This window comes from Streptomyces sp. NPDC089915, from assembly GCF_040684675.1.
In the GTDB taxonomy this organism is placed as follows: domain Bacteria; phylum Actinomycetota; class Actinomycetes; order Streptomycetales; family Streptomycetaceae; genus Streptomyces.
The window spans coordinates 1-22,141 of record NZ_JBFBGN010000043.1 but is presented as its reverse complement, the minus strand read 5'-3'; the positions used below and the strand labels follow the sequence as shown (position 1 = coordinate 22,141).

Here is a 22,141-nt window from a genome sequence, read left to right as displayed (position 1 = left end):
CGGCCAGGACGGGCCGTTCAGCTCGGGCTCCCGGTGGCCGCGTCCGGTCTGGGATGGTCGCCGCCCCGGATCTGGTCGACGGCGTGCGGCAGGATCCGCGCCAGCACCGCGAGGCCGTCCTTGACCCCGCCCGTGGAGCCGGGCAGGTTCACGATCAGCGTGCGGCCCGCCACGCCCGCCAGACCCCGCGACAGGGCGGCGGTCGGCACCTTGGCGAGGCCCTCGGCGCGGATCGCCTGGGGGATGCCGGGGATCTCGTAGTCGAGCACGCGGGCGGTCACGTCCGGCGTCCGGTCGGTCGGCGAGATGCCGGTGCCGCCGGTGGTCAGGATGACGTCGTAGCCGGCGGCCACGCCCTCGCGCAGCGCCTGCTCGACCGGATCCCCGTCCGGGACGACGCGCGGTCCGTCGACCGCGAAGCCCAGCTTCTCCAGCGCCTCGGCCAGCAGCGGGCCGCCCTTGTCGGCGTACACGCCCTGCGAGGCGCGGTTGGAGGCGGTGACCACCAGGCCGCGGGACGCGGGCGCCCCCGCGGCGGCCGGCGCCGCGTCGGCGGCCCCGGTGGCGGCGGGCGGTACGTGGCTGTGGACCTCGCCGCCGCGCGGGGGCGTCACGAGCGGGTCCAGTCGCCGGACTTGCCGCCCGTCTTCTCCTCCACCCGGACGTCGGTGATGACCGCGCCCTTGTCGACGGCCTTCACCATGTCGATCACGGTGAGGCCGGCGACGGCGACCGCGGTCAGCGCCTCCATCTCCACGCCGGTGCGGTCGGTGGTCTTGACGGTGGCGAGGATCTCGACGGCGTCGTCGGCGACCTTCAGGTCCAGCTTCACCCCGGAGACCGCCAGCGGGTGGCAGAGCGGGATCAGGTCGGGGGTCTTCTTCGCCCCCATGATCCCGGCGATCCGCGCGGTGGCGAGGGCGTCGCCCTTCGGCACCCCCTCGCCGCGCAGCAGCTCGATCACCCGGGACGAGACCAGGACGCGGCCGCTGGCGCGCGCCGTGCGGGTGGTGACGTCCTTTGTCGATACGTCGACCATCCGGGCCGCGCCGGCCTCGTCGATGTGCGTCAGCCTGCTCTGCGTACTCATGTCTACGTGCCGCTCCCGCTCCGGGCCCCGAAACGCCGGGGCCTGTGTGATGCAACACGCTACCCGCACCGGGCGCTCCCCAGCCGGGCAGGACCACTGGCCGAACGGCACGGCGGCCCGCGCCGCCCGCCCGGGCCGGCGCGGCCGCCCGACGGGCGGGACGGCCGGGCGGGACGGCCTGGCGGGCGGGTGCTCCGGGTGACGGGGCGGCCTGGCGCGGCGGGCCCCTAGCCCAGCGGGATCACTTCCAGCTCGGTGCCCGGTTCCACCGAGGTGACGTCCTCCGGTACGACCATCAGCGAGTCGGCGTGCGCCAGCGCGGCGATCAGGTGGGAGCCCGATCCGCCGACCGGGCTGACCGTGCCCGCCTCGGGGTCGTACTTCCCGCGCAGGAACTGCCGCCGGCCGGCCGGGGAGCCGAGCGGCGCGTCGGCCTTCAGCACGGCCCGCACGCTCGGCCGGCTGACCTGCGCCGTCGGCAGCCCCATCAGGGCCCGGATCGCGGGACGCACGAACAGCTCGAAGGAGACGTACGAGGACACCGGGTTGCCGGGCAGGGCCAGCAGCGGGGTGTGGTCGGGGCCGACCGTGCCGAAGCCCTGCGGCTTGCCGGGCTGCATGGCGAGCTTGCGGAAGTCCACGCCGCCGGCCTGGGGCTCCTCGCCGTCGCCGGTGCCGGCCGTGGTCAGGGCCTCCTTGACCACGTCGTACGCGCCGACGCTGACCCCGCCCGTGGTGACCAGCAGGTCGGCGCGGATCAGCTGGTCCTCGATGGTGGAGCGCAGCGTGTCGGCGTCGTCGGCGACCGCGCCGACGCGGTAGGCGATGGCGCCGGCGTCGCGGGCGGCGGCGGCCAGCGCGAAGCTGTTGGAGTCGTAGATCGTCCCGGCGGCCAGCGCCTCACCCGGCTGGACCAGCTCGCTGCCGGTGGACAGGACGACCACGCGCGGGCGCGGCCGGACCCGTACGGTGCCCCGGCCGATCGCCGCCAGCAGCGCGATCTGCGGCGGACCGAGGACGGTGCCGGCGGCCAGCGCCAGGTCGCCGGCCTGGACGTCGCTGCCGCGGGAGCGTACGTGCGCGCGCGCCTCGGCCGGGCGGTGGACCCGCACCTCGCCGGCCGCGCCCTCGGGCGCGGAGCTGGCGGGGGTCATCCCGGAGGCGGCGCCGCCACCGGTGCCGCCGTCGGTCCACTCGACCGGTACGACGGCCTCCGCGCCGGGCGGCAGGGGGGCGCCGGTCATGATGCGGGCGGCCTGGCCGGGGCCGACGGTGGGCAGGTCGCCGCTGCCCGCCGCGACGTCGCCGACGACCGCGAGCACCGCGGGGAACTCCTCGCTCGCACCCTGGACGTCGGCCGTGCGGACGGCGTACCCGTCCATGGAGCTGTTGTCGAAGGGCGGGAGGGCGACGGGCACGGTGACGTCCTCGACCAGGACGCAGCCCTGGGCGTCGAGCAGCTGGAGCTCGATGGGCTCCAGCGGCCGGACGGCGGCGAGGACGTCCGCGAGGTGCTCGTCCACCGACCACAGGCGGTGGTGGCCGGTGTCCTGCGGTGCTCTGCTGCTCAAGGTGCTACATCTCCTCCGTGACGTAACGGTGAAGCCAGGTGCGGAACTCCGGGCCCAGGTCCTCACGCTCGCACGCGAGTCGGACGATGGCCCGCAGGTAGTCCCCCCGGTCCCCGGTGTCGTAGCGGCGGCCGCGGAAGACCACGCCGTGCACCGGGCCGCCCACGGTCTCGTCGGCGGCCAGCTTCTGCAGGGCGTCGGTGAGCTGGATCTCCCCACCGCGGCCCGGCTCGGTCTCCCGCAGTATGCCGAAGATCGCGGGGTGCAGTACGTAGCGTCCGATAACCGCGTAGTTGCTGGGCGCCTCGGCGGGCTCCGGCTTCTCGACGAGGCCGGTGATGCGGACGACGTCGTCCTCGCCGGTCGTCTCGACGGCGGCGCAGCCGTAGAGGTGGACGTTGGCGGGGTCGACCTCCATCAGGGCGATGACGGTGCCGCCGGTCTTCTCGTGGACCTCGACCATCCGGCGCAGGAGGGGGTCGCGCGGGTCGATGAGGTCGTCGCCGAGGAGGACGGCGAAGGGCTCCTCGCCGACGTGGGGCTCGGCGCACAGGACGGCGTGGCCGAGGCCGCGCGGGTCGCCCTGGCGGACGTAGTGCATGGTGGCGAGGTCGCTGGACTCCTGGACCTTCTTCAGCCGGTCGTCGTCGCCCTTCGCGATCAGGGCCGACTCCAGCTCGTAGTTGCGGTCGAAGTGGTCTTCGAGGGCCCGCTTGTTACGTCCTGTGATCATGAGGACATCGTCGAGTCCGGCCGAGACGGCCTCCTCGACCACGTACTGGATGGCCGGCTTGTCCACGACCGGGAGCATTTCCTTGGGGGTTGCCTTGGTCGCCGGGAGGAACCGGGTGCCGAGGCCAGCTGCCGGGATGACGGCCTTCTTGATCACGGGGTGCGACTGAGTCATGGGCAGAACCATAGTGGGTCGTACCGAACGCCCATCCAGATTCCGGTAAATAGATCCAACTCTGTCCGGATAGAAAAGGAAATGTGACTGAACTGTGGTAAAGAACGCGACCGGAAACCTACCGGTACCTCCCGATAAGTCTGCCCTGCGCCGGGAACTCCTGGCCGCCCGCCGGGCCTTGTCCCCCGAGTCCCGCCGCGCGGCGGCCGACGCGCTGGCCGGCTCCGCCCTGGCACTGCCCGAGCTGGCCGGCGCGCGGACGGTGGCCGCGTACGTCTCCGTCGGCGCGGAGCCGGGCACCCGTGAGCTGCTCGACGCGCTGCGGGACGCCGGGAAGCGGGTGCTGCTGCCCCTGCTGCTGGCGGACAACGACCTCGACTGGGCCGCGTACGAGGGCCCGGGCAGCCTCGCCGAGGCCGCGCACCCGGGGAAGATGCGGCTGCTGGAACCCTCCGGTCCGCCGCTGGGCCCGCAGGCCGTCACCGGGGCGGACGCGGTGCTGCTGCCCGGGCTGGCGGTGGACCGGCGCGGGATGCGGCTCGGGCGCGGCGGGGGCTCGTACGACCGGGTGCTGGCCCGGCTGGAGCGGGCCGGCGCGCATCCGGCGCTGGTGGTGCTCCTCTACGACGACGAGGTGGTCGCGCGGGTCCCGGAGGAACCGCACGACCACCCCGTCCAGGCGGTCGCCACCCCGTCGGGGGTGCTGCGCTTCAGGCCGTGATCACGGCTTCAGCGTCAGGGTGTCCACTGTCGACTTGTCGACGGCGGCCTTTCCGAACGGCCAGTCCAGCAGCTCGCCCTTGGCCCACAGGGTCGTCTGGTCCGTGTAGTTGCCGTCGTAGGCGTGGCCCGAGGCGCCCGTCAGGTTGATCCAGCGCGACTTGTCCAGGTCGTTGAGGTTGACGACCATCCGCATCGACGGCACCCAGGTGACGTCGTAGCCGCTGGAGGCGTTCCAGCCGGTGGCGTTCACGGTGGCCTCGCCGCCGCCCAGGTTCCACGGGCCGCGGTTGAGGAGCCACTGCATGAAGCCGGGGCCCTCCTTGCCGATGGTCTGGTTCTTCAGCGTCAGCTGGTGCAGCCGACCCCAGCTCCAGGTCGACTGGTCCTTGCCGAGCTTGGCGGTCAGCTCCCAGCGCGCGTCCTCCATCGCCCGGGCGAAGAGCTCGTCGCGGGTCTTGATGGGCTTGTCGTGGACGGTCTTCGGGGTGGCGGTCCACCACGGCGACTTCTCGTCCTTGACCAGGCGGCGGACCACCTCGAACCAGCGGTCGCCGCCGTCGGGCTGCGCGGAGTCGGGGCCGCGCGTGCCGCACTCGCGGACGGTCTTGGACAGGTCGTCGTTCGGGCCGGTGCCCTCCTCGATGACGTTCATGCAGCTGCCCTCGACCCGCAGCTCCTTCGGCATCTTGTCGCCGAACGCCAGCTTGAGGATGTTGCGCCAGACCGCGTTGAAGTACGCGGCCGCCGCCGAGTCGTTCTCCTGGGTGTAGTTCCAGCCCTCCAGCAGCTTCTGCGCCGAGCGCACGTCCGGGTCGGAGACCGGGATCTTGGCCAGCATCGGGGTCAGCAGCGCGGCGATCTCGCTGCTGTTGTCCATCTGCATGGTGCGCATGTCGTCGGTGGAGATCTTGCCGCTGTCCTTGATCTTCGCCTCGATGAGGTCGTTGATCCGCTGGCTGCGGGCGCCGTAGCCCCAGTCGGTGGTCAGCACGTACGGGTACTTGCCCGCGGTGGTGCCGGTGCCCGTGCCGGTTCCGGTGCCCACGCCGGTGCCGGTGCCGGTTCCGGTGCCGGTTCCGGTGCCGGTTCCGGTTCCGGTTCCGGTGCCGGTTCCGGTTCCGGTTCCGGTGCCAGTGGCGGCGCCAGTGCCGGTGCCGGACTCGATGACGGCCTGGTTGGCGGTGACGATGTAGCCGCGCTGCGGGTTGAGCTCCCAGGGGAGCTCGTTCTGCGGGATGTAGCCGGCGTTGCCGTCGCGGCCGCCCTTCCAGGCGTACTTGGGGTCCCAGCCGGGGGCCGGCATGCGGCCGTCGCCCTGGCCGCGGACCGGGATGCGGCCCGGGGCCTGGTAGCCGATGTTGCCGTTGGGGCCCTTGTTGTCGGCGTAGATGAGGTTCTGCGACGGGACCTCGAAGTCCGCGGCCGCGGCCCGGAAGCTCGCGAAGTCCTTGGCGCGGTCGAGCTTGAAGACCGCGTCCATCGACTTGCCCGGGTCCAGGGCGGTCCAGCGCAGGGCGACGGCGTAGCCGGTGCCGCGGTCGGGGGCCGAGCTCGGGACGGGTGCGCGGGAGCCTACGGTCTCCAGCTCGTCGCTGCGGTCGGAGATCAGCGGTCCGTTGTTGGTGCTGCGGACGGTGATCTTCTTGCTCGCGCCGCCGGCGACCTTGATCTCCTCTTCACGGGTGGTGAAGGGGACGACCTTGTTGTCGTAGACGTAGCCCTCGGGACGGACCTGCTCCAGGTAGAGGTCGGTGACGTCGGCGCCGAGGTTGGTCATGCCCCAGGCGATGTCGGCGTTGTGGCCGATGACCACGCCCGGCATGCCGGAGAAGGTGAAGCCGGCGACGTCGTACTGGCACTGGGGCGAGACGGCGCGGCAGTGCAGGCCCATCTGGTACCAGACCGAGGGCAGCTGCGGGGAGAGGTGCGGGTCGTTCGCGAGCAGCGGCTTGCCGGTGGTCGTGTACTTGCCCGAGATGACCCAGGAGTTCGAGCCGATGCCGCTGCCGTTGGGGCCGAGGATGGCCGGGATGTCGTCCAGGGTCTTGGCGAGGGAGGTCAGCTGCGTGCGCAGGCCGACGGTCGCGCCCTGGGCGCTCGCGTTGTCGGCGAGGCCGGTGGCGGGGTTGACGCCGCCGTTGGGGACGGCCTGCGAGCCGGTGCCGGTGCCCGTACCCGTGCCGGTGCCGGTGGTGGAGCCGGTTCCGGTGCCGGTACCCGTGCCCGTGCCCGTGGTGGAGCCGGTGCCCGTGGAGGAGGAGCCGGTGGTGGAACCGGTGCCGCTGCCCGGGGTGCCCTGGGGGGTGTACTTGCCGCCCGCGACGGTGCCGCCCTCGACGATCGGCTTGTTCCGGTCGAAGGGGTACGCCGGGTAGAGCTCGTCGATCTGCGCCTGCGTGAGCTTGTTCGACATCAGCGAGCGGTCGATCTCGTCCTGCATGTTGCCGCGCAGGTCCCAGGCCATCGCCTTGAGCCAGGCCACCGAGTCGACCGGCGTCCACTTCTCGGGCTTGTAGCCGTCGGTGATCTTCAGGGCGGCGTGCTCGACGGAGAGGTCCTTGCCGGACTTCCCCTTCAGCCACGCGTTGACCCCGTCGGCGTAGGCCTGGAGGTACTTCTTCGTCTCGGGCGAGAGCTTCTTGTCGTACTCCTCCTGCGCGACCTGGCGCCAGCCGAGGGTGCGCAGGAAGGCGTCGGTCTCGACCTGGCCGGAGCCGAACATCTCCGAGAGCCGGCCGGAGGTCATGTGACGGCGTACGTCCATCTCCCAGAACCGGTCCTGCGCGTGCACGAAGCCCTGCGCGCGGAAGAGGTCCTCGTCGTTGTCGGCGTAGAGCTGGGGAATGCCGTGCTCGTCGCGCTTGACGTCGACGGTCCCGGTCAGGCCGGGGACCTTGAGGGAGCCGGTGGTCTGCGGGAACGAAGCGCGCACGGTGTCCACGCTCCAGTACGCGCCGTAGCCGAGGCCCGCCAAGAGCGCCAGGACCAAGACGAGCACGAGCAGGCGTGCGCGTCGTCCCTTCTTCTTGACGGAAGGTCCGGATTCTTTGGCGGGCATCGCTGTCCTTCGAGGGGCAGGGTGGTCCTGGGAGTGCTGGGAGCAACCATAGGCGCAGGACCGCCTTCGTTGATCCGCCAGGGGTCAAGGTCCGTAGGACAGGGGCGAAGCGCCGTTTCACAATGTGGGTATCGCGTAAAGAGTCCGTCAAAGATTAGGTAAGGTAACGAAGCACTTGCCGAATACGCCGCCGGTGGAACGTTCCGCCGCGCGCGCTTTGAGGAAAGGGCCGCCCGCTGACTGTCCACACGCTCAATGAGCTCCTGCTGGTCTGCTCGCTCGTGCTGCTCGTCGCGGTCGCGGCGGTACGCATCTCTTCACGCAGCGGCCTCCCCAGCCTGCTCATCTACCTCGGCATAGGCATCGCGATAGGCCAGGACGGCATCGGCAACGTCGTATTCGACAACGCCGAGCTGACGCAGGTCATCGGATACGCCGCGCTCGTCGTCATCCTCGCCGAGGGCGGTCTGGGCACGAAGTGGAAAGAGATCAAGCCGGCCCTGCCGCAGGCGGTCGTCCTGTCGCTGGTCGGCGTCGCGGTCAGCGTGGGGGTCACCGCGGCCGGCGCGCACTACCTGGTCGGACTCGAATGGCGGCAGGCGCTGCTGATCGGTGCGGTCGTCTCCTCGACCGACGCGGCGGCCGTCTTCTCCGTGCTGCGGAAGGTCCCGCTCCCCGCGCGCGTGACGGGTGTGCTGGAGGCCGAGTCCGGCTTCAACGACGCCCCCGTCGTCATCCTGGTGGTGGCCTTCGCGACGGTCGGGCCGGTGGACGACTGGTACGTACTGCTCGGCAAGATCGCGCTGGAGCTGGCTATCGGCGCCGCGATAGGCCTGGCCGTGGGCTTCCTCGGGGCGTACGGGCTACGGCACGTGGCCCTGCCGGCCTCCGGCCTGTACCCGATCGCGGTGATGGCGATCGCCGTCTCCGCGTACGCCGCCGGCGCGATGGCGCACGGCTCCGGCTTCCTCGCGGTGTACCTGGCGGCGATGGTCCTGGGGAACGCGAAGCTGCCGCACTGGCCTGCCACGCGGGGGTTCGCGGACGGGCTGGGCTGGATCGCGCAGATCGGCATGTTCGTGCTGCTGGGCCTGCTGGTGACCCCGCACGACCTGGCCGGGGACTTCTGGCCCGCTGTGATCATCGGACTGGTGCTGACGATGGTGGCGCGGCCGCTGGAGGTGTTCGTCAGCCTGCTGCCGTTCCGGGTGGCGTGGCAGGAGCAGGTGCTGCTGTCGTGGGCGGGTCTGCGCGGAGCCGTGCCCATCATCCTGGCGACGATCCCGATGGTGACCGGGATCGAGGGCAGCGACCGGGTCTTCAACATCGTCTTCGTGCTCGTCGTCGTCTACACGCTGGTGCAGGGGCCGACGCTGCCGTGGCTGGCGCGGAAGCTGAACCTGCGCGAGACCGACGAGGCCGCCGCCGACCTGGGGATCGAGTCGGCGCCGCTGGAGAAGCTGCGCGGGCACCTGCTGTCCTTCGCGATACCCGGGGCCTCCCGGATGCACGGGGTGGAGGTCGGCGAGCTGCGGCTGCCGGCCGGGGCCTCGGTGACGCTGGTGGTGCGGGACGCGAAGAGCTTCGTGCCGGCGCCGTCGACGGTGCTGCGCCGGGGGGACGAGCTGCTGGTGGTGGCCACGGACCCGGTGCGGGACGCGGCGGAGGCCCGGCTGCGGGCGGTGGCGCGCGGGGGCAAGCTCGCGGGGTGGCTGGGCACCGGTGGCGGATCGTCACTCTAGGTGCCGGAGGGTGGCCGACGGGGCCACCGGGGTGGCGGTTTTCGGTTAGAGCGCCGTTCCAACTTGGCCATTTTCGGTGGCTTGCACCCGGCCTTGCCCCCATTTCAGAGGGTCGGAATGCGAAGTTCCAGTTAATCGCAGGTGAAGACATGCCTTGTCACCGTAATCACAGGGCGTGGTAGTGGATTCCCCTGTACGATGAAGGCACACCACATCGAACCAACTCTGCCTGACGCAGAGCTGGCGCGACCGCAAAGCGGCCGTGGCTCCCTCCCGCAGTGGGCGCCCAGGTATCACTCGGTTCTGCGCAAGAGGACAGCTCTCGGGGCTCCCACATGTACGGGTCGGTCGCTCACAAAGCGGCCTGCCGACCGCAGACGGGGACGCTCTACCAGGCAGCGGAAAGGCCAGGCCGTGACATCCGCGGTCACGACCGACAAGTCCGCCCGACCCGGCTACGGGCAGCTCCTGCGCACGCCCGGTGCCCTCTCCTTCGTCCTCCCCGGCTTCGCCGCCCGTCTGCCCTTCGGCATGCTGACCATCAGCATCCTGCTGCTCGTCCAGCACGCCACCGGCTCCTACGGCGACGCGGGCATCGTCTCCGCCGTCACCGGCGTGTCCATGGCCCTGTTCGCCCCGGTCATGGGCAAGCTCACCGACCGCCGCGGCCAGAGCGCCGTCCTCGTGCCGGGCGTCCTCGCCCACGCCACCTCGGTCTCCGCGCTGACCGCGCTGGCCCTCCTCGGCGCCCCGCTGTGGGCGCTCGCGCTGGCCGCCGTCCCGGCCGGCGCCTCCGTCCCGCAGGTCGGGCCCATGGTCCGGACCCGCTGGGCGGCCAAGCTCGAGGGCTCCCCGCTGCTGCCGACGGCGGCCGCGTTCGAGTCCGTCACCGACGAGTTCACCTTCGTCATCGGCCCGGTGCTCGCCACAGCGCTCTGCACCGGCGTCCACCCGGCGGCCGGTCTGGCCACCGAGGCGGCCCTGACCCTGCTCGGCGGCCTGTTCTTCGCCGCGCAGCGCTCCACCGAGCCGAAGGCCACCGCCCGGGCCGCCCACGGCGAGAAGCACGCCTCGGCCCTGTCCTTCCCCGGCCTGCGCGTCCTGATCGTCGCGTTCCTCGGCATCGGCGCCGTCTTCGGCGGCATGCAGGTGTCGCTGACCGCCTTCGCCGGCGAGATCGGCAGCCCGGGCGCCAACGGCCTGCTGTACGGCGTCTTCGCGGCCGGCAACATGATCGCGGGCATCACCATGGGCGCCGTCGCCTGGAAGATCGGCCCGCGCCGCCGCCTGATCCTCGGCTACGTCGGCCTGACCGCCGCCGCCTCGGTCCTGTGGGCCGTGAACTCGGCCGTCCTGATGGGCGCCGTCGGCCTGGTCGTCGGTCTGTGCATCGCCCCCGCGCTGATCACCGGCTACACGATGGTCGAGCAGCTGGTCCCGGCCGCCTCGCGCACCGAGGCCTTCACCTGGCTGACCGGTGCGGTCGCCTTCGGGCAGGCCGTCGCCGTGATCGTGGCCGGCCGCCTGACGGACGCGCACGGGTCCTCGTACGGGTTCCTGGTGCCGCTGGCCGCCACCGCGCTCGCGCTGGTCACCCTGCTGGCGCTGCGCGGGAAGCTCGCACCGAAGGCCCCGAGCCGCATCGTGAGCTCGTCCGCGCCGGCCGCCGCCGCGCCTGCGGACACCGGGCGGGAGCGCGCGACCGAGCGTGGGATCGGTCACCGCACGCCTGTGACGGTGGACTGATCCGCCGGAATACGTCACCATGGAGCGTCGTTAGCACTCATTGAGTCAGAGTGCCAGGAGGAAATTCGTGCCGACCTACCAGTACCAGTGCACCGAGTGCGGTGAGGGCCTTGAGGCCGTGCAGAAGTTCACCGATGACGCGCTGACCGTGTGCCCGAGCTGCGACGGACGCCTGAAGAAGGTGTTCTCCGCCGTCGGCATCGTCTTCAAGGGCTCCGGTTTCTACCGGAACGACAGCCGCGGCGCCTCGTCGAGCAGCACGCCTGCCTCGAAGCCGTCGTCCTCGTCGTCCACCACGACGTCGACCGCTTCGGCCCCGGCCGCCGCGTCCTCCTCGACGTCCTCGAGCACGGGCGGCAGCTCCAGCTCGGCCGCCTGACCCCGCTCCTCTTCCGCAAGGCCCCGCACGCCCTCCTGGGCGGCGGGGCCTTGCGCGTCCCCCGTTAGGGTGGCGGCATGGTGAACGCAGAGATCGGTGTAATCGGCGGCTCGGGCTTCTACTCCTTCCTGGAGGACGTCTCCGAGGTCCAGGTCGAGACCCCTTACGGGCCCCCGAGCGACTCGCTGTACCTGGGCGAGCTGGCGGGCCGGCAGGTGGCGTTCCTGCCGCGGCACGGGCGCAGCCACACCGTGCCGCCGCACAAGATCAACTACCGGGCCAACCTGTGGGCGCTGCGCTCGGTCGGCGTCCGGCAGGTGCTGGGCCCCTGCGCGGTGGGCGGCCTGCGGACGGAGTACGGGCCGGGCACGCTGCTGGTCCCGGACCAGCTGGTCGACCGGACGAAGTCCCGTGCGCAGACCTTCTTCGACGGGGAGCCGCTGCCGGACGGAAGCGTGCCGAACGTCGTCCACACCACCTTCGCCGACCCGTACTGCCCGGTGGGGCGCACGGTGGCGCTCGCCGCGGCGCGCGGGCGGGACTGGGAGCCGGTGGACGGCGGCACCATGGTCGTCATCGAGGGGCCGCGGTTCTCGACGCGCGCCGAGTCGCGCTGGCACGCGGCGGCCGGCTGGTCGGTGGTCGGCATGACCGGGCACCCGGAGGCGGTCCTCGCCCGTGAGCTGGGGCTCTGCTACACGTCGATGGCGCTGGTGACGGACCTGGACGCGGGCGCCGAGACGGGCGAGGGGGTCTCGCACGCGGAGGTGCTGAAGGTGTTCGGCGAGAACATCAGCCGGCTGCGCGAGGTCCTCTTCGACGCCGTGGCGGGCCTCCCGGCGACCGAGGACCGCGACTGCCTGTGCACCCACGTCCACGACGGCTGGGACCTGGGCATCGAGCTGCCGTAGCCGCACCGGAGACGGGCCACAGGCCTGCCGGAGCCCGTCGGGTCTGTTTTTCGGAGCCGCCGGGCCCGGCACGCGGCCCTGTGGGCGGTCGACACGACACGGCACGGCCCAGCCCGGCCCGGCACGGCCCAGCTCGGGCCGGCCCGGCCCGAGGAAACGATTCCTCGGGTGGTGTCACGTTCCGCGGGGCTGTCCTGTCTCCCTGGTGAAGGGGTCGACGGGACCCCCCTCCGGAAGAGGCCAGCCATGCCGCGCATCTCGCTCACCCCGCCTCGCACCCTCCTCACCCGCATCGGCGCCTGGTACTCGCGCCGCACCTACGGCAAGGTGCTCGACCCCGGCCAGGCGTACGGGCACAACTCGCGCGTGCTGTTCTCGTACGTCCGGATGGAGCAGCGGGCGGCGAAGTGGAACCGGCTCGACGCCGGGCTGAAGCACCTCGCGGTGATGGCCTGCGCCGCCCGGATCAACTGCTCGTGGTGCATGGACTTCGGCTACTGGGAGGGCCACGAGCTGGGCCTGTCGCCGGAGAAGGTCGAACGGGTGCCTCGGTGGCGTGAGGCCCGGGAGGTGTTCACCGGGCTGGAGCTGCTGGTCATGGAGTACGCGGAGGCGATGACCGAGACCGAGCCGACGGTGACCGACGAGCTGGCGGCCGACCTCATCGCGCGGCTCGGCGAGGCGGCGTTCGTCGAGCTCACCGCCGTGGTCGCCCTCGAGAACTGGCGCTCGCGGGTGAACAGCGCCTTCGGTCTGACCAGCCAGGGATTCTCGGAGGCCTGCCGGGTGCCGGACCGGGCCTGAGCGGCGGCCCGTGGCGGACGGCGGGCGGCGGTCAGCGGGCGGCCGGCGGGCGGCGGTCAGCGGGCGGCCGGCGGGCCGGCGCCGGCCGGTGACCCACCCCGGCGGGTGAACGGGTTGTCCACAACCTGGGGATCGTCCACAGGCCGGAGCGGGCCGCGGCGAAGGGGCGGATCGTGGGAGGGTCCGGGCGGTGGACCCGGGCACCGGATCTCGACCCTTTCGGCGGTGACCAGCATGTCCAGTACCTCTCCCGACTCCCCCGCTTCCCAGGCCCCTCCCCCGCCCTCCCCTTCCCCCGCGTGCCGCCCGGCGCGCCCCGTACCGCCGTTCCCGCCGCTGCGCGTGGGCCGGGCCCGGGGGCGGCTGCGCCGCGCGGTGCGCCGCAGGCGGCGGGTCGCTTCGGCCGGGCTGGCCGTGGTGGCGGCCGCCCTGGCCGTCGGCGGGACGGACGCGAGCGCCTCCCGGGGCGCGGCCCCGCCCGAGGTGAAGCCGTCGCCCGCCGCCGTGCGCCTGGTGTCGGCTCCGGTGCGCATCGCGGACGGGGCCACGGTGCGGCTGCTGCGTCCCGGGGACCGGGTGGACGTGGTGGCGGCGGAGCGCGCCGGACCGCCGAGGGTGGTGGCGTCGGGGGCAAGGGTGGCCGAAGTGCCGCCGCCGGAGAAGGGGCTTGGGGACGGCGGTGCGCTGGTGGTGCTGTCGGTTCCCCGGGACACCGCGCGGGCCCTGGTGGGTGCGGGCGCAGTGGCACGACTGGCGGTGGTCCTGTGCTGATTCGCACTGGCGCTCAGTCAAGTCGCTCTGGGGTGGGCGCCGATTGGACATGGCGTGCCATGACTGCCGTAGCTTTCGGAACCGTTGGCTCCGTGTACAGCAGTGACGAAGAGAGGCTCAGTCGTGAGCGAGAAGAAGAAGGAGAGCGTCCTGGCGGGCTTCAAGGCCTTCCTGATGCGCGGCAACGTGGTGGACCTGGCCGTGGCCGTGGTCATCGGCGCCGCGTTCACGAACATCGTGAACTCGATCGTGAAGGGCATCATCAGCCCGCTGGTGGGCGCCATCGGCACGAAAAACCTGGATGTCTACACCTCGTGTCTGAAGGCACCTTGTGGGGTGGACGCCAAGGGCGAGCCGACCGGCGTCAACATCATGTGGGGCTCGGTCCTGAACGCGACGCTCAGCTTCGTGATCACCGCCGCGGTCGTCTACTTCCTGATGGTCCTGCCGATGGCGAAGTACCTGTCCCGTCAGGAGGCGCGCCGCAAGGCCCGCGAGGGCGTGAAGGAGACCATGGAGATCACCGAGCTCGAGGTCCTCAAGGAGATCCGCGACACCCTGGTCGCGCAGCGCAGCGGGAACGGCGAGAACGCCAGGACCCCGGGGGCGCGCGACGGCTCCTGACCGCCTCGGCGGATCAGATGTGGTGCGGGGGCTTCTCGTCGAGGAAGCGGGCCAGGTCGGCCGCGCCTCCTCCGGCGGGGGGCCGCTCGCCCCAGCCGCGGTCGGTGTCGTCCGAGGACTGCTGGTCGAGCGGGTCGTCGAAGACCAGCTTCGGCCTGGGCTTCGGGGCCGGCGTGGCTTCGGCCTTCGCCCCGGCTGCGGGCTCGGGGGACTGCGGGTCGGAGGCGGGGGCGGTGCTCATGCCTCAAGGGTACGGCCGCCCCCGCCCGGGGCCCGGGCTCCGGCCCCGGCTCCCGTCAGCTGGGGGCTTCCGCGCCCTTGCGGGCGTAGAACCACCAGCAGACCGCCAGACAGGTCGCGTAGAAGCCGATGAACATCCACAGGGCGTTCGTGACGGCGGTGGCCGCGAACATGGCGGGGATGAAGAAGAAGCCGTACGCGGCGATGGCGGACGAGAAGCCGGTGACGGCGCCCGCCTCCATCTCCGACTGCTTCATCGCGGCCGCCTGCGCCTCGGGGCCCTGGCCCTCGGCCTGGCGCATGTGCTGGTCCCGGAAGATCACGGGGATCTGCCGGAAGGTCGATCCGTTGCCCAGGCCGGAGAAGGCGAAGGCCACCAGGAAGCCGGCGAAGAACGCCCAGAAGCTGCCCTGGTCCCCGCCGGACGGCAGCGCGAAGATCACCACGACCAGGGCGGCCGCCATGCCGACGAACGACAGCATGGTCACCCTGGCGCCGCCGATCCGGTCGGAGAGCCAGCCGCCCGCCCAGCGCATCATCGCGCCGATGAACGGGCCGATCCAGGCGTAGGTCGTCGCCTGGTATCCCTGCGCCTCGAAGTTGTTCTTGATGAGCAGCGGCAGGCCGGCGGCGAAGCCGATGAAGGACCCGAAGGTGCCGACGTAGAGCCAGGTCATCAGCCAGTTGTGCTTGCGCTTGAAAATGACCTTCTGCTGGCTGAAGGGGGCGGCGGCCACCTTGAGGTCGTTCATCAGGAACCAGGCGAGCAGCGCCATGATGACCAGCAGCGGCACCCAGAGGAAGGCGCCGTTCTGCAGCCAGATGTCCGTGTTCTTCTTCGCGTCGTGCTGCGGGCCGCCCGCTGGCGGGCCCAGGACGGCGGCGGTGACGACCAGGGGCGCGACCAGCTGGACGACGCTGACGCCGAGGTTGCCGAGGCCGCCGTTGAGGCCGTTGGCGCTGCCCTTCTCCCGCTTGGGGAAGAAGAAGCCGATGTTGGCCATGGAGGAGGCGAAGTTGGCGCCTCCGATGCCGCAGACGGCGGCGATGAGGGCCAGTTCCCAGTACGGGGTGCCCGTGTCCTGGAGCGCGAAGCCCAGCCACAGCATGGGGGCGACGAGGACGAGCGTGCTGAGGGCGGTGAACTTGCGCTCGCCGAACATCGGGCCGATGAACGTGTACAGGATCCGGAAGGTGCCGCCGGTGATGCCGGGGATGGCGGTCAGCCAGAACAGCTGCGACTTGGAGAAGCCGAAGCCGACGTCGTTCAGCTTGACCACGGTGACCGACCAGACCTGCCAGACCACGAAGCCGAGCATCAGGGCGGGGATGGAGACCCACAGGTTGCGCTGGGCGACCCTGCGGCCGGTGGTCTGCCAGAATCCGTCGTCCTCGGGCCGCCAGTCCCCGATGACGGCCCCCGGCTTGTAGGTCTCCTTGCGGTGCGAGCGCACCGCGGACGGGGTGGGCGTCGGGATGGACATGATCATCGGTCCTTCGGGTCGAGGAGCCACAGGGCGATCACGACCAGGAAGGACAGGATCAGGAATCCCGCCCCCCACCAGGCCGTGGCCGTGTTGCCCTTCATCCACTCGTTGACGGTCACGGTCAGCGCCCAGAGCTGCCCGATGACGACGGTGAGGGCGAGGGTGAGACGGGCGTTGAGCTTCGAGGAGCGCTCCGGCTCCTGTTCGGTGCCGGCGCCCGGGCCGGGGCCGGTGCGCCGGATCCGCGGGTCGCCGTAGCCGCTGGTGGGGCGGATCTGCGGGTAGCGCTCGTGGACGGGGCGGTTCAGCCGGGGCTGGGCGCTCCCCGGCCGGTAGGCGGGTCGGGGTGGCAGCTGGGGGTCGGTCATGTCCGCCTGCTCTCGGTGGCGCGGGCCGCTGCGGGGCAGCCCAGGCGCTGGGCCGCCGCGGGGCGGGAGTCGCCGAACTGCCGGCAGAGGGCTTCCTTGGCGGGCTCTCCCGAGCGGGCGGTGGCGATGGCCCAGACGCTGCCGTCGCTCCGTTCGGTGAGGAAGATCCTGGGGAGGGGGCGGGGCGGCGGTCCGGCGGTGACCTCGCCGGTGCGGGCGTCGAAGACGCCTTCGTGGCAGGGGCAGTACAGCTCCCCCTCGGGGCCCCGGTCCTCGCGCCACAGGACGGCGCAGGCGAGGTGGGTGCAGACCGCGGAGTAGCCGACGAGGCTTCCGTCGGCGAGCCGGACGGCGAGGGCGCGGTCCTCGTCCCCGGGGAACCGGAAGGCGACGGACTGGCCGGGGGCGAGCGCGTCGGTGACCTTCTTGGCTTCGGGCAGGTGCTCGCTGTCTCCGTGCCGGTGCAGGATGCCGGCGGCGACGCCGACTCCGCCGATGGCGAGGCCGCCGGAGACGGTGGCGACGATCCGCAGGTAGTCGCGGCGTGTGGTGAGGGAGTCGGCGCTGATCCGGTCGCGCAGCTGCTGGGCGGCCGCGTCGTCGCCGCCGTCGCCGGAGCCGGGCTGTGGGGCGGGCTGTTCGGTCACGCTCATCGCACATCCACCCCGTTGACTTCGACGACGGGCAGCCCGCCGGGGACGGGCCACTGGACCTTGTCGGCGGGGACGACCATGGCCACGCCGGTGGAGACGACCACGTCGCCGAAGGCGAAGGAGTCGGCGACCTCGACGCCGGGGCGTTCGGCCCGGAGCTCTTCGAGGGTTCCGTAGAAGAGGGCGCCGGTCGGGCAGACGGTGGCGCACATGGGGGCCAGGCCGTAGGCGGTGCGGTCGTAGCAGAGGTTGCACTTCATCTGGAGCTTCGCCTGGAGGTCGATCTTCGGGACTCCGAAGGGGCAGGCGTTGACGCAGTTGGCGCAGCCGATGCAGCGGGTGGTGTCGGCCTGCTGGACGACGCCGTCGGCGGTCACCAGGATCGCGTCGGCGGGGCAGACCTCCGCGCAGGGGGCGACGGGGTCCTCGCAGTGCATGCAGACGGTCGGCAGGGAGGCGACGGACTGGCCGGGGTCGCTGTAGTCGAGGTGGATCATCGACTTGCCGCGGTGCGAGTCGCATTCGCGGCAGGCGGAGACGCAGGCCTGGCAGCCGATGCAGCGGCCCGGGTCGATGAAGATCGTGCGGCCCATCATGGCGGCGTCAGCTCCTCTCCGCGGTGCCGCGGCCCTGGGGGGACGTGGGCGGCAGGGGGTCGGTACGGGAGGCCTGGGCCTCCGGGTAGGCCTGGTGGCCGGGGGGTGTGGGGGGTGCGGGGACCTCGTCGACGCGCTCGGCCGGCTCGATGCGGGCGGCGCAGACCTTGTACTCGGGGATCTTCGAGCGGGGGTCGAGGGCGTCGATGGTGAGGGCGTTCGCGGCCGTCGGGACGGGCCAGTGGTAGGGGATGAACACGGTGTCGGGCCGGATGGCCTCGGTGACGAGGGCCGGGAAGACCTCGCTGCCGCGCCGGGTGACGACCCTGACGGGGTCGCCGTCGCGGAAGCCGTGGGAGGGGTGGACCTCGACCCAGGGGCGCGGCGTCTGTTCGACGAGGGCGCCCAGGCGGCGGGTCTGGTTGCCGGAGAGGAAGTGGGCGACGGTGCGGCCGGTGGTGAGGGAGAGGGGGTACTCCTCGGTGTAGGCGTCCATCGGCGGATGCCATTCCACGACCTGCATGTGGATCTTGCCGTCGGGGTGGTAGGTCCGGCCGTCCTCGAAGAGGCGGGGGGTGCCGGGGTGTTCGGTGGTGGGGCAGGGCCAGGCGATGCCGCCGGTGGCGTCGAGGCGGTCGTAGGTGATGCCGTAGTAGTCGTTGACGGTGCCGGCGGAGGCGATGCGCAGTTCTTCGAACACCTCGCGGGAGCCGGGGAAGTCGAAGTGGTGGCCCGCGCCGAGGCGTCGGGCGAGTTCGCAGATGACCCAGGTGTCGGTGCGTACGCCGGCGGGCGGTTCCTGGGCCTTGTTGTGTTTGACGACGCGTGCTTCGGCGTTGGCCATGACGCCCTCGTCCTCGGCCCAGGTGGTGACGGGGAAGACGACGTGGGCGTTGGCCGCGGTCTCGGAGAGGAAGAAGTCGAACTGGGCGTGGAACTCGGCGGTGTCGTAGCCGGCCTTGACCACGGCGTAGTTGGGGAGGGAGACGAAGGGGTTGTTGCAGATGCCGATGAGGCCGCGGATCTCCTTGCGCTGCATCTGCCAGACCATCTCCATCATGGAGGTGCCGGCTCCGGGGAGCTCGGACTCCTCGATGCCCCAGATGCGGCAGATCTGTGCGCGGTGTTCCGGGTTGGTGATGGAGCGGCCGCCGGGGAGCAGGTCGGATTTCTGGCCGTGTTCGCGGCCGCCCTGTCCGTTTCCCTGGCCGGTGATGGTGCCGTAGCCGGCGCCGGGTTTGCCGATGTTGCCGGTGGCGACGCACAGGTTGATGACGGTCAGGCAGTTCTCGACGCCCTGGGAGTGGTGTTCGATTCCGCGGGCGTGCCAGGCCATGGCCTTGCCCGCGGCGGCGAAGGCGCGGGCGACCTGGGTGATCTGTTCGGCGGGGATGCCGCAGATCTCGGCGGAGCGGGCGGGCGGGTACTGGGCGACGGTTTCCCTGACCTCGTCCCAGCCGGTGGCGTGTGCGGCGAGGTAGGCCTCGTCGGTGAGGCCTTCGGCGACGATCACGTGCAGGACGGAGTTGAAGAACGCGGCGTCGGTGCCGGGTCTGAGGGCGACGTGGATGTCGGCGGTGCGGGCGATGGCCGTCTCGCGCGGGTCGACGACGATCAGGGTGGCTCCGCGGTCGCGCGCGCCCCACAGGTACTGGGTCATCACGGGGAAGCACTCGCCGACGTTGGATCCGGCGATGAGCAGGCAGTCGGTGAGCAGGATGTCGGAGAAGGGGTTGCCGGCGCGGTCGATGCCGAAGGCGAGTTTGTTGGCGCCGGCGGCGCTGACCATGCAGAGCCGGCCGTTGTAGTCGACGTGTTTGGTCTTGAGGGCGACGCGGGCGAACTTGCCGACGAGGTAGGTCTTCTCGGAGAACAGGCTGGCGCCGCCGAGCAGCCCGAAGGCGTCGTTGCCGTGGGCGGCCTGGATGCGGCGGATCTCGGAGACGGTGAAGTCGAGGGCCTCGTCCCAGGAGGCCTCCTTGAACTCCTCGTCGCGGGAGCGGCGCATCAGTGGTGCGGTCAGCCGGTCGGGGTGGTTGACCTGCTGGTAGGCGTTGATGCCCTTGGGGCACATCCGCATCCGGTTGATGTCGTGGTTGCGGGGTTCGACGCCGAAGACCTTGCCGGCGCGGTCGACGCGCAGGTACATGCCGCACTGCACGCCGCAGAAGCAGCAGTGGGTGGGGACGAGGGTCTCGCCGTTCTGGTCGGCGTGCCAGCGGTCGGCGGGGATGCCTCCGGCGTCGCGGAAGTTGCGGGTGCCGGGCGGGGCGATGGCCGGGTCGAGGGGCAGGGGCGCCGGCTTGGCGGGGTCCGTCGCGGTCACTTGAAGCCCTTCTTGACGTGGGTCAGGTAGGCGTTGCCGCGCAGGATCCGCTTGCAGCGGGGGCAGTACTCGACGAAGGCGTTGAAGTCGAGGCGGAGGTCGCGCATGGTGCCGCGGAGGTTCTCGACGTACGGGGTGGTGTCGATGGGTTCGCCGCACCGTTTGCAGGCGAAGACCTGTTCGTCCTGGCGGGCGGTGTATTTGAACAGCTGCATGCCGACGGCGGCCGGCCGCTGGACGATGTGGAAGAACTTCCCGAACGGGATGTAGATGAGGGTGAAGACGACGGACACCATGTGGAGGATGGCCAGGAACTCGTAGCCGCCGCCGTGCAGGAAGATCGACGAGAAGGTGAGCAGGAGTCCGGTCACCGAGATCACGATGAGGCAGATCAGCGGGAGCAGGTCGTAGGCGAACCGCTGGCCGGTGATGGCGCCGCGGTCCTTCATGCGGCGCCACAGGAAGTACGAGGCTCCGGGGATGACGAGGACGGCCGCGATGTCCAGGCCGTGGAACATCAGCCAGCCGAGGATGTTCAGCGAGTTGAAGCCGAGGACCTTGAAGCCCCAGATCCGCATCTCGTAGCCGGGGCCGGAGCCGCTGCCGGAGGTGAAGGTGAACCAGCCCCAGGTGAGGGGGAAGGTGATCGCGGCGGCCAGCAGGCAGCCCCAGAAGATCAGCTGGTGGGCGGCCCAGCGGGGGCGGGAGCGGGCGCCGAGGAACTTCTGGAAGCCGAGGTAGGTGGCGATCATCCGCGGCAGGGCGGTGGGTGCCTTTTTGAAGTTGGCGGCCGAGAAGAAGCTGCCGAAGCCCTTTTTGAAGAGGCGGCGCGCGCCGGGTGCGGAGACCCAGACGGTGTACCGGTAGGCCACGCCGAAGGCCAGGAAGACCGTGGCGACGGCGTAGGGCAGCAGCGCGGAGTCGAAGTCCCGCAGGAGGCGGCTGCCGAGCACGATCGCGGCGATGAGCAGGAGTGACACGGCCGTGCCGGCCAGGGTGGCCCGTGCGGTGACGGACCGGCCGGCCGGCGGCGGGGGCTGCGGTGCGCCGGGCGGTGGCGGCGGGTCTGCGGCGAGTACTTCTGTGGGCTCGGACACAGCACCACGCTAGGTGGTCTGTACCGTTTTAGCCCGTTATGCGGACTTTACGGTTGCTCCGAACGGGTCATACGGCCTCCAGCCCGCAGGCGGCGAACACCGCCTTGGCCTCGGCGACCTGTGCGGCGGTCGGCGACGGCGTGTCGTGGAGGGTGAAGGGCATGCCCAGGGCTTCCCACTTGCTCTCGCCGAGCTTGTGGAAGGGCAGGACGTCGACCCGCGAGACGTTGCCGAGGCCGGCGGCGAACGCGGCCACGCCGTCGACGTTCTCGCGGGCGTCTGTGAGGCCGGGCACCAGCACGAACCTCAGGTGCACCTCCTTGCCCAGGGCGGCGAGGCGGCGGGCGAAGTCGAGGGTGGGTTCGAGCGGGCGGCCGGTGACGTGCCGGTAGGTGTCGCGGTCCCAGGACTTGATGTCGAGGAGGACGAGGTCCACGTCGCGCAGCAGTGCGTCGGTGGCGCGGGCGCCGAGGAACCCGGAGGTGTCGAGGGCGGTGTGCAGACCGAGCTCGTGCTTCATCCGGTGCAGGAGCTCGCCGGCGAAGACGGGCTGGAGCAGCGGCTCCCCGCCCGAGACGGTGGCGCCTCCGCCGGAGGCGGAGATGAAGCGGGTGTACTTGCGGGCTTCGGCGATGACGTCGTCGGCGGAGGTGCGCTTGCCGCTGCGCATGCGCATGGTGTCGGGATTGTGGCAGTAGAGGCAGGTCAGCGGGCAGCCGGCGAGGAAGGTGACGAACCGGGTGCCGGGTCCGTCGACGCCGGTGGACAGGTCCCAGGAGTGGACGGAGCCCTCGCTGGGGCGCTGGGTCGCGGCGGCGGCCGGGGTGCGCCCGCAGCTGGCGGGGGCGGCGGCCGCGGCGGGGCCGACGGGGAGGCTCGTACCGAAGAGGACGGTCATGGCGGGTGCTCCAGACGTGTTCCGGTGTCCGATGGAGGCGCGCGGTCCCGGGGGCCGGGGTGAGGGCCCGGCCCCCGGGCCGGGCGGCCCCGGGGCCCGCCCGCCCGGGGGGAACGGGCGGCGGGCGGGGCCCGGGGGGCCTTACAGCGA

The 22,141-nt window shown here is 71.7% G+C and carries 21 protein-coding genes; 8 read left to right on the top strand and 13 right to left on the bottom strand.

What is annotated here, in order from left to right:
- Window positions 1–17: 17 nt before the first annotated feature.
- The 4 genes from AB0O29_RS15870 to galU form a co-directional block, all read right to left on the bottom strand.
- Window positions 18–509, bottom strand: coding sequence for a MogA/MoaB family molybdenum cofactor biosynthesis protein (locus AB0O29_RS15870; RefSeq protein ID WP_365151966.1), 492 nt, complete (start codon window positions 507–509; stop codon window positions 18–20).
- 101 nt (window positions 510–610) lie between these two features.
- The gene (moaC, locus tag AB0O29_RS15865; RefSeq protein WP_365151924.1) at window positions 611–1,090 is read right to left on the bottom strand and encodes a cyclic pyranopterin monophosphate synthase MoaC; all 480 of its coding nucleotides are present in this window, start codon (window positions 1,088–1,090) and stop codon (window positions 611–613) included.
- Between the two features lie 227 nt (window positions 1,091–1,317).
- The gene (gene glp, locus AB0O29_RS15860; RefSeq protein ID WP_365151923.1) at window positions 1,318–2,661 is read right to left on the bottom strand and encodes a gephyrin-like molybdotransferase Glp; all 1,344 of its coding nucleotides are present in this window, start codon (window positions 2,659–2,661) and stop codon (window positions 1,318–1,320) included.
- Window positions 2,662–2,665: 4 nt separating this feature from the next.
- On the bottom strand, window positions 2,666–3,568 hold the full coding sequence (gene galU / locus AB0O29_RS15855) for a UTP--glucose-1-phosphate uridylyltransferase GalU (RefSeq protein ID WP_344151316.1): 903 nt from the start codon (window positions 3,566–3,568) through the stop codon (window positions 2,666–2,668).
- Between the two features lie 94 nt (window positions 3,569–3,662).
- Here galU and AB0O29_RS15850 point away from each other — a divergent pair, with 94 nt between their 5' ends.
- Entirely contained in the window at window positions 3,663–4,289 is a 627-nt protein-coding gene (locus tag AB0O29_RS15850; RefSeq protein ID WP_365151921.1) for a 5-formyltetrahydrofolate cyclo-ligase, read from the top strand.
- On the opposite strand, the gene AB0O29_RS15845 is transcribed toward AB0O29_RS15850, so the two are convergent.
- Window positions 4,290–7,349, bottom strand: a complete 3,060-nt coding sequence (locus AB0O29_RS15845; RefSeq protein WP_365151919.1) for a penicillin acylase family protein — start codon at window positions 7,347–7,349, stop codon at window positions 4,290–4,292.
- A 281-nt stretch (window positions 7,350–7,630) separates the two neighbouring features.
- Between AB0O29_RS15845 and AB0O29_RS15840 the strand changes: the two genes are divergently transcribed.
- From AB0O29_RS15840 to mscL, 7 genes are all read left to right on the top strand, one after another.
- Window positions 7,631–9,091 (top strand): potassium/proton antiporter, encoded by a 1,461-nt coding sequence (locus tag AB0O29_RS15840; RefSeq protein ID WP_365151917.1) that lies wholly within the window; start codon window positions 7,631–7,633, stop codon window positions 9,089–9,091.
- Window positions 9,092–9,505: 414 nt separating this feature from the next.
- Window positions 9,506–10,837, top strand: a complete 1,332-nt coding sequence (locus AB0O29_RS15835) for an MFS transporter (RefSeq protein ID WP_365151915.1) — start codon at window positions 9,506–9,508, stop codon at window positions 10,835–10,837.
- A gap of 67 nt (window positions 10,838–10,904) precedes the next feature.
- Window positions 10,905–11,216: an FmdB family zinc ribbon protein gene (locus tag AB0O29_RS15830; RefSeq protein ID WP_365151913.1), complete on the top strand. Its 312-nt coding sequence runs from the start codon at window positions 10,905–10,907 to the stop codon at window positions 11,214–11,216.
- Between the two features lie 77 nt (window positions 11,217–11,293).
- Window positions 11,294–12,127: an S-methyl-5'-thioadenosine phosphorylase gene (locus AB0O29_RS15825; protein WP_365151911.1), complete on the top strand. Its 834-nt coding sequence runs from the start codon at window positions 11,294–11,296 to the stop codon at window positions 12,125–12,127.
- Window positions 12,128–12,373: 246 nt separating this feature from the next.
- On the top strand, window positions 12,374–12,931 hold the full coding sequence (locus AB0O29_RS15820) for a carboxymuconolactone decarboxylase family protein (RefSeq protein WP_365151909.1): 558 nt from the start codon (window positions 12,374–12,376) through the stop codon (window positions 12,929–12,931).
- Window positions 12,932–13,165: 234 nt separating this feature from the next.
- A complete protein-coding gene (locus tag AB0O29_RS15815; RefSeq protein ID WP_365151907.1) occupies window positions 13,166–13,702 on the top strand; it encodes a hypothetical protein in 537 nt (178 codons plus the stop codon).
- Window positions 13,703–13,825: 123 nt separating this feature from the next.
- On the top strand, window positions 13,826–14,326 hold the full coding sequence (mscL, locus tag AB0O29_RS15810) for a large conductance mechanosensitive channel protein MscL (RefSeq protein WP_365151905.1): 501 nt from the start codon (window positions 13,826–13,828) through the stop codon (window positions 14,324–14,326).
- 13 nt (window positions 14,327–14,339) lie between these two features.
- Here mscL and AB0O29_RS15805 read toward each other — a convergent pair whose 3' ends face one another.
- The 8 genes from AB0O29_RS15805 to pflA form a co-directional block, all read right to left on the bottom strand.
- Window positions 14,340–14,567, bottom strand: coding sequence for a hypothetical protein (locus AB0O29_RS15805; protein ID WP_365151903.1), 228 nt, complete (start codon window positions 14,565–14,567; stop codon window positions 14,340–14,342).
- 55 nt (window positions 14,568–14,622) lie between these two features.
- Window positions 14,623–16,050, bottom strand: a complete 1,428-nt coding sequence (locus tag AB0O29_RS15800) for a NarK family nitrate/nitrite MFS transporter (protein WP_365151901.1) — start codon at window positions 16,048–16,050, stop codon at window positions 14,623–14,625.
- Window positions 16,051–16,052: 2 nt separating this feature from the next.
- On the bottom strand, window positions 16,053–16,421 hold the full coding sequence (locus tag AB0O29_RS15795; protein ID WP_365151899.1) for a hypothetical protein: 369 nt from the start codon (window positions 16,419–16,421) through the stop codon (window positions 16,053–16,055).
- Window positions 16,418–17,074 (bottom strand): Rieske (2Fe-2S) protein, encoded by a 657-nt coding sequence (locus AB0O29_RS15790; RefSeq protein WP_365151897.1) that lies wholly within the window; start codon window positions 17,072–17,074, stop codon window positions 16,418–16,420. Before AB0O29_RS15790 ends, AB0O29_RS15795 begins: the two co-directional genes overlap by 4 nt.
- Entirely contained in the window at window positions 17,071–17,670 is a 600-nt protein-coding gene (locus tag AB0O29_RS15785; RefSeq protein ID WP_344151276.1) for a 4Fe-4S dicluster domain-containing protein, read from the bottom strand. The genes AB0O29_RS15790 and AB0O29_RS15785 overlap by 4 nt, the downstream gene beginning before the upstream one ends.
- A 7-nt stretch (window positions 17,671–17,677) precedes the next feature.
- The gene (locus tag AB0O29_RS15780) at window positions 17,678–19,996 is read right to left on the bottom strand and encodes a molybdopterin oxidoreductase family protein (RefSeq protein WP_365151895.1); all 2,319 of its coding nucleotides are present in this window, start codon (window positions 19,994–19,996) and stop codon (window positions 17,678–17,680) included.
- The gene (locus AB0O29_RS15775) at window positions 19,993–21,093 is read right to left on the bottom strand and encodes an MFS transporter (RefSeq protein ID WP_365151893.1); all 1,101 of its coding nucleotides are present in this window, start codon (window positions 21,091–21,093) and stop codon (window positions 19,993–19,995) included. The genes AB0O29_RS15780 and AB0O29_RS15775 overlap by 4 nt, the downstream gene beginning before the upstream one ends.
- 67 nt (window positions 21,094–21,160) lie before the next feature.
- Window positions 21,161–21,991, bottom strand: a complete 831-nt coding sequence (gene pflA, locus AB0O29_RS15770; RefSeq protein ID WP_365151891.1) for a pyruvate formate-lyase-activating protein — start codon at window positions 21,989–21,991, stop codon at window positions 21,161–21,163.
- Between the last annotated feature and the right edge of the window lie 150 nt (window positions 21,992–22,141).

Coding starts and splice junctions, on each gene's coding strand:
- AB0O29_RS15790 (WP_365151897.1), bottom strand. CDS start 17,074: ATGAGCGTGACCGAACAGCCCGCCCCACAGCCCGGCTCCGGCGACGGC.
- galU (WP_344151316.1), bottom strand. CDS start 3,568: ATGACTCAGTCGCACCCCGTGATCAAGAAGGCCGTCATCCCGGCAGCT.
- AB0O29_RS15805 (WP_365151903.1), bottom strand. CDS start 14,567: ATGAGCACCGCCCCCGCCTCCGACCCGCAGTCCCCCGAGCCCGCAGCC.
- moaC (WP_365151924.1), bottom strand. CDS start 1,090: ATGAGTACGCAGAGCAGGCTGACGCACATCGACGAGGCCGGCGCGGCC.
- AB0O29_RS15815 (WP_365151907.1), top strand. CDS start 13,166: ATGTCCAGTACCTCTCCCGACTCCCCCGCTTCCCAGGCCCCTCCCCCG.
- pflA (WP_365151891.1), bottom strand. CDS start 21,991: ATGACCGTCCTCTTCGGTACGAGCCTCCCCGTCGGCCCCGCCGCGGCC.
- AB0O29_RS15795 (WP_365151899.1), bottom strand. CDS start 16,421: ATGACCGACCCCCAGCTGCCACCCCGACCCGCCTACCGGCCGGGGAGC.
- AB0O29_RS15845 (WP_365151919.1), bottom strand. CDS start 7,349: ATGCCCGCCAAAGAATCCGGACCTTCCGTCAAGAAGAAGGGACGACGC.
- AB0O29_RS15800 (WP_365151901.1), bottom strand. CDS start 16,050: ATGTCCATCCCGACGCCCACCCCGTCCGCGGTGCGCTCGCACCGCAAG.
- AB0O29_RS15825 (WP_365151911.1), top strand. CDS start 11,294: ATGGTGAACGCAGAGATCGGTGTAATCGGCGGCTCGGGCTTCTACTCC.
- AB0O29_RS15820 (WP_365151909.1), top strand. CDS start 12,374: ATGCCGCGCATCTCGCTCACCCCGCCTCGCACCCTCCTCACCCGCATC.
- AB0O29_RS15785 (WP_344151276.1), bottom strand. CDS start 17,670: ATGATGGGCCGCACGATCTTCATCGACCCGGGCCGCTGCATCGGCTGC.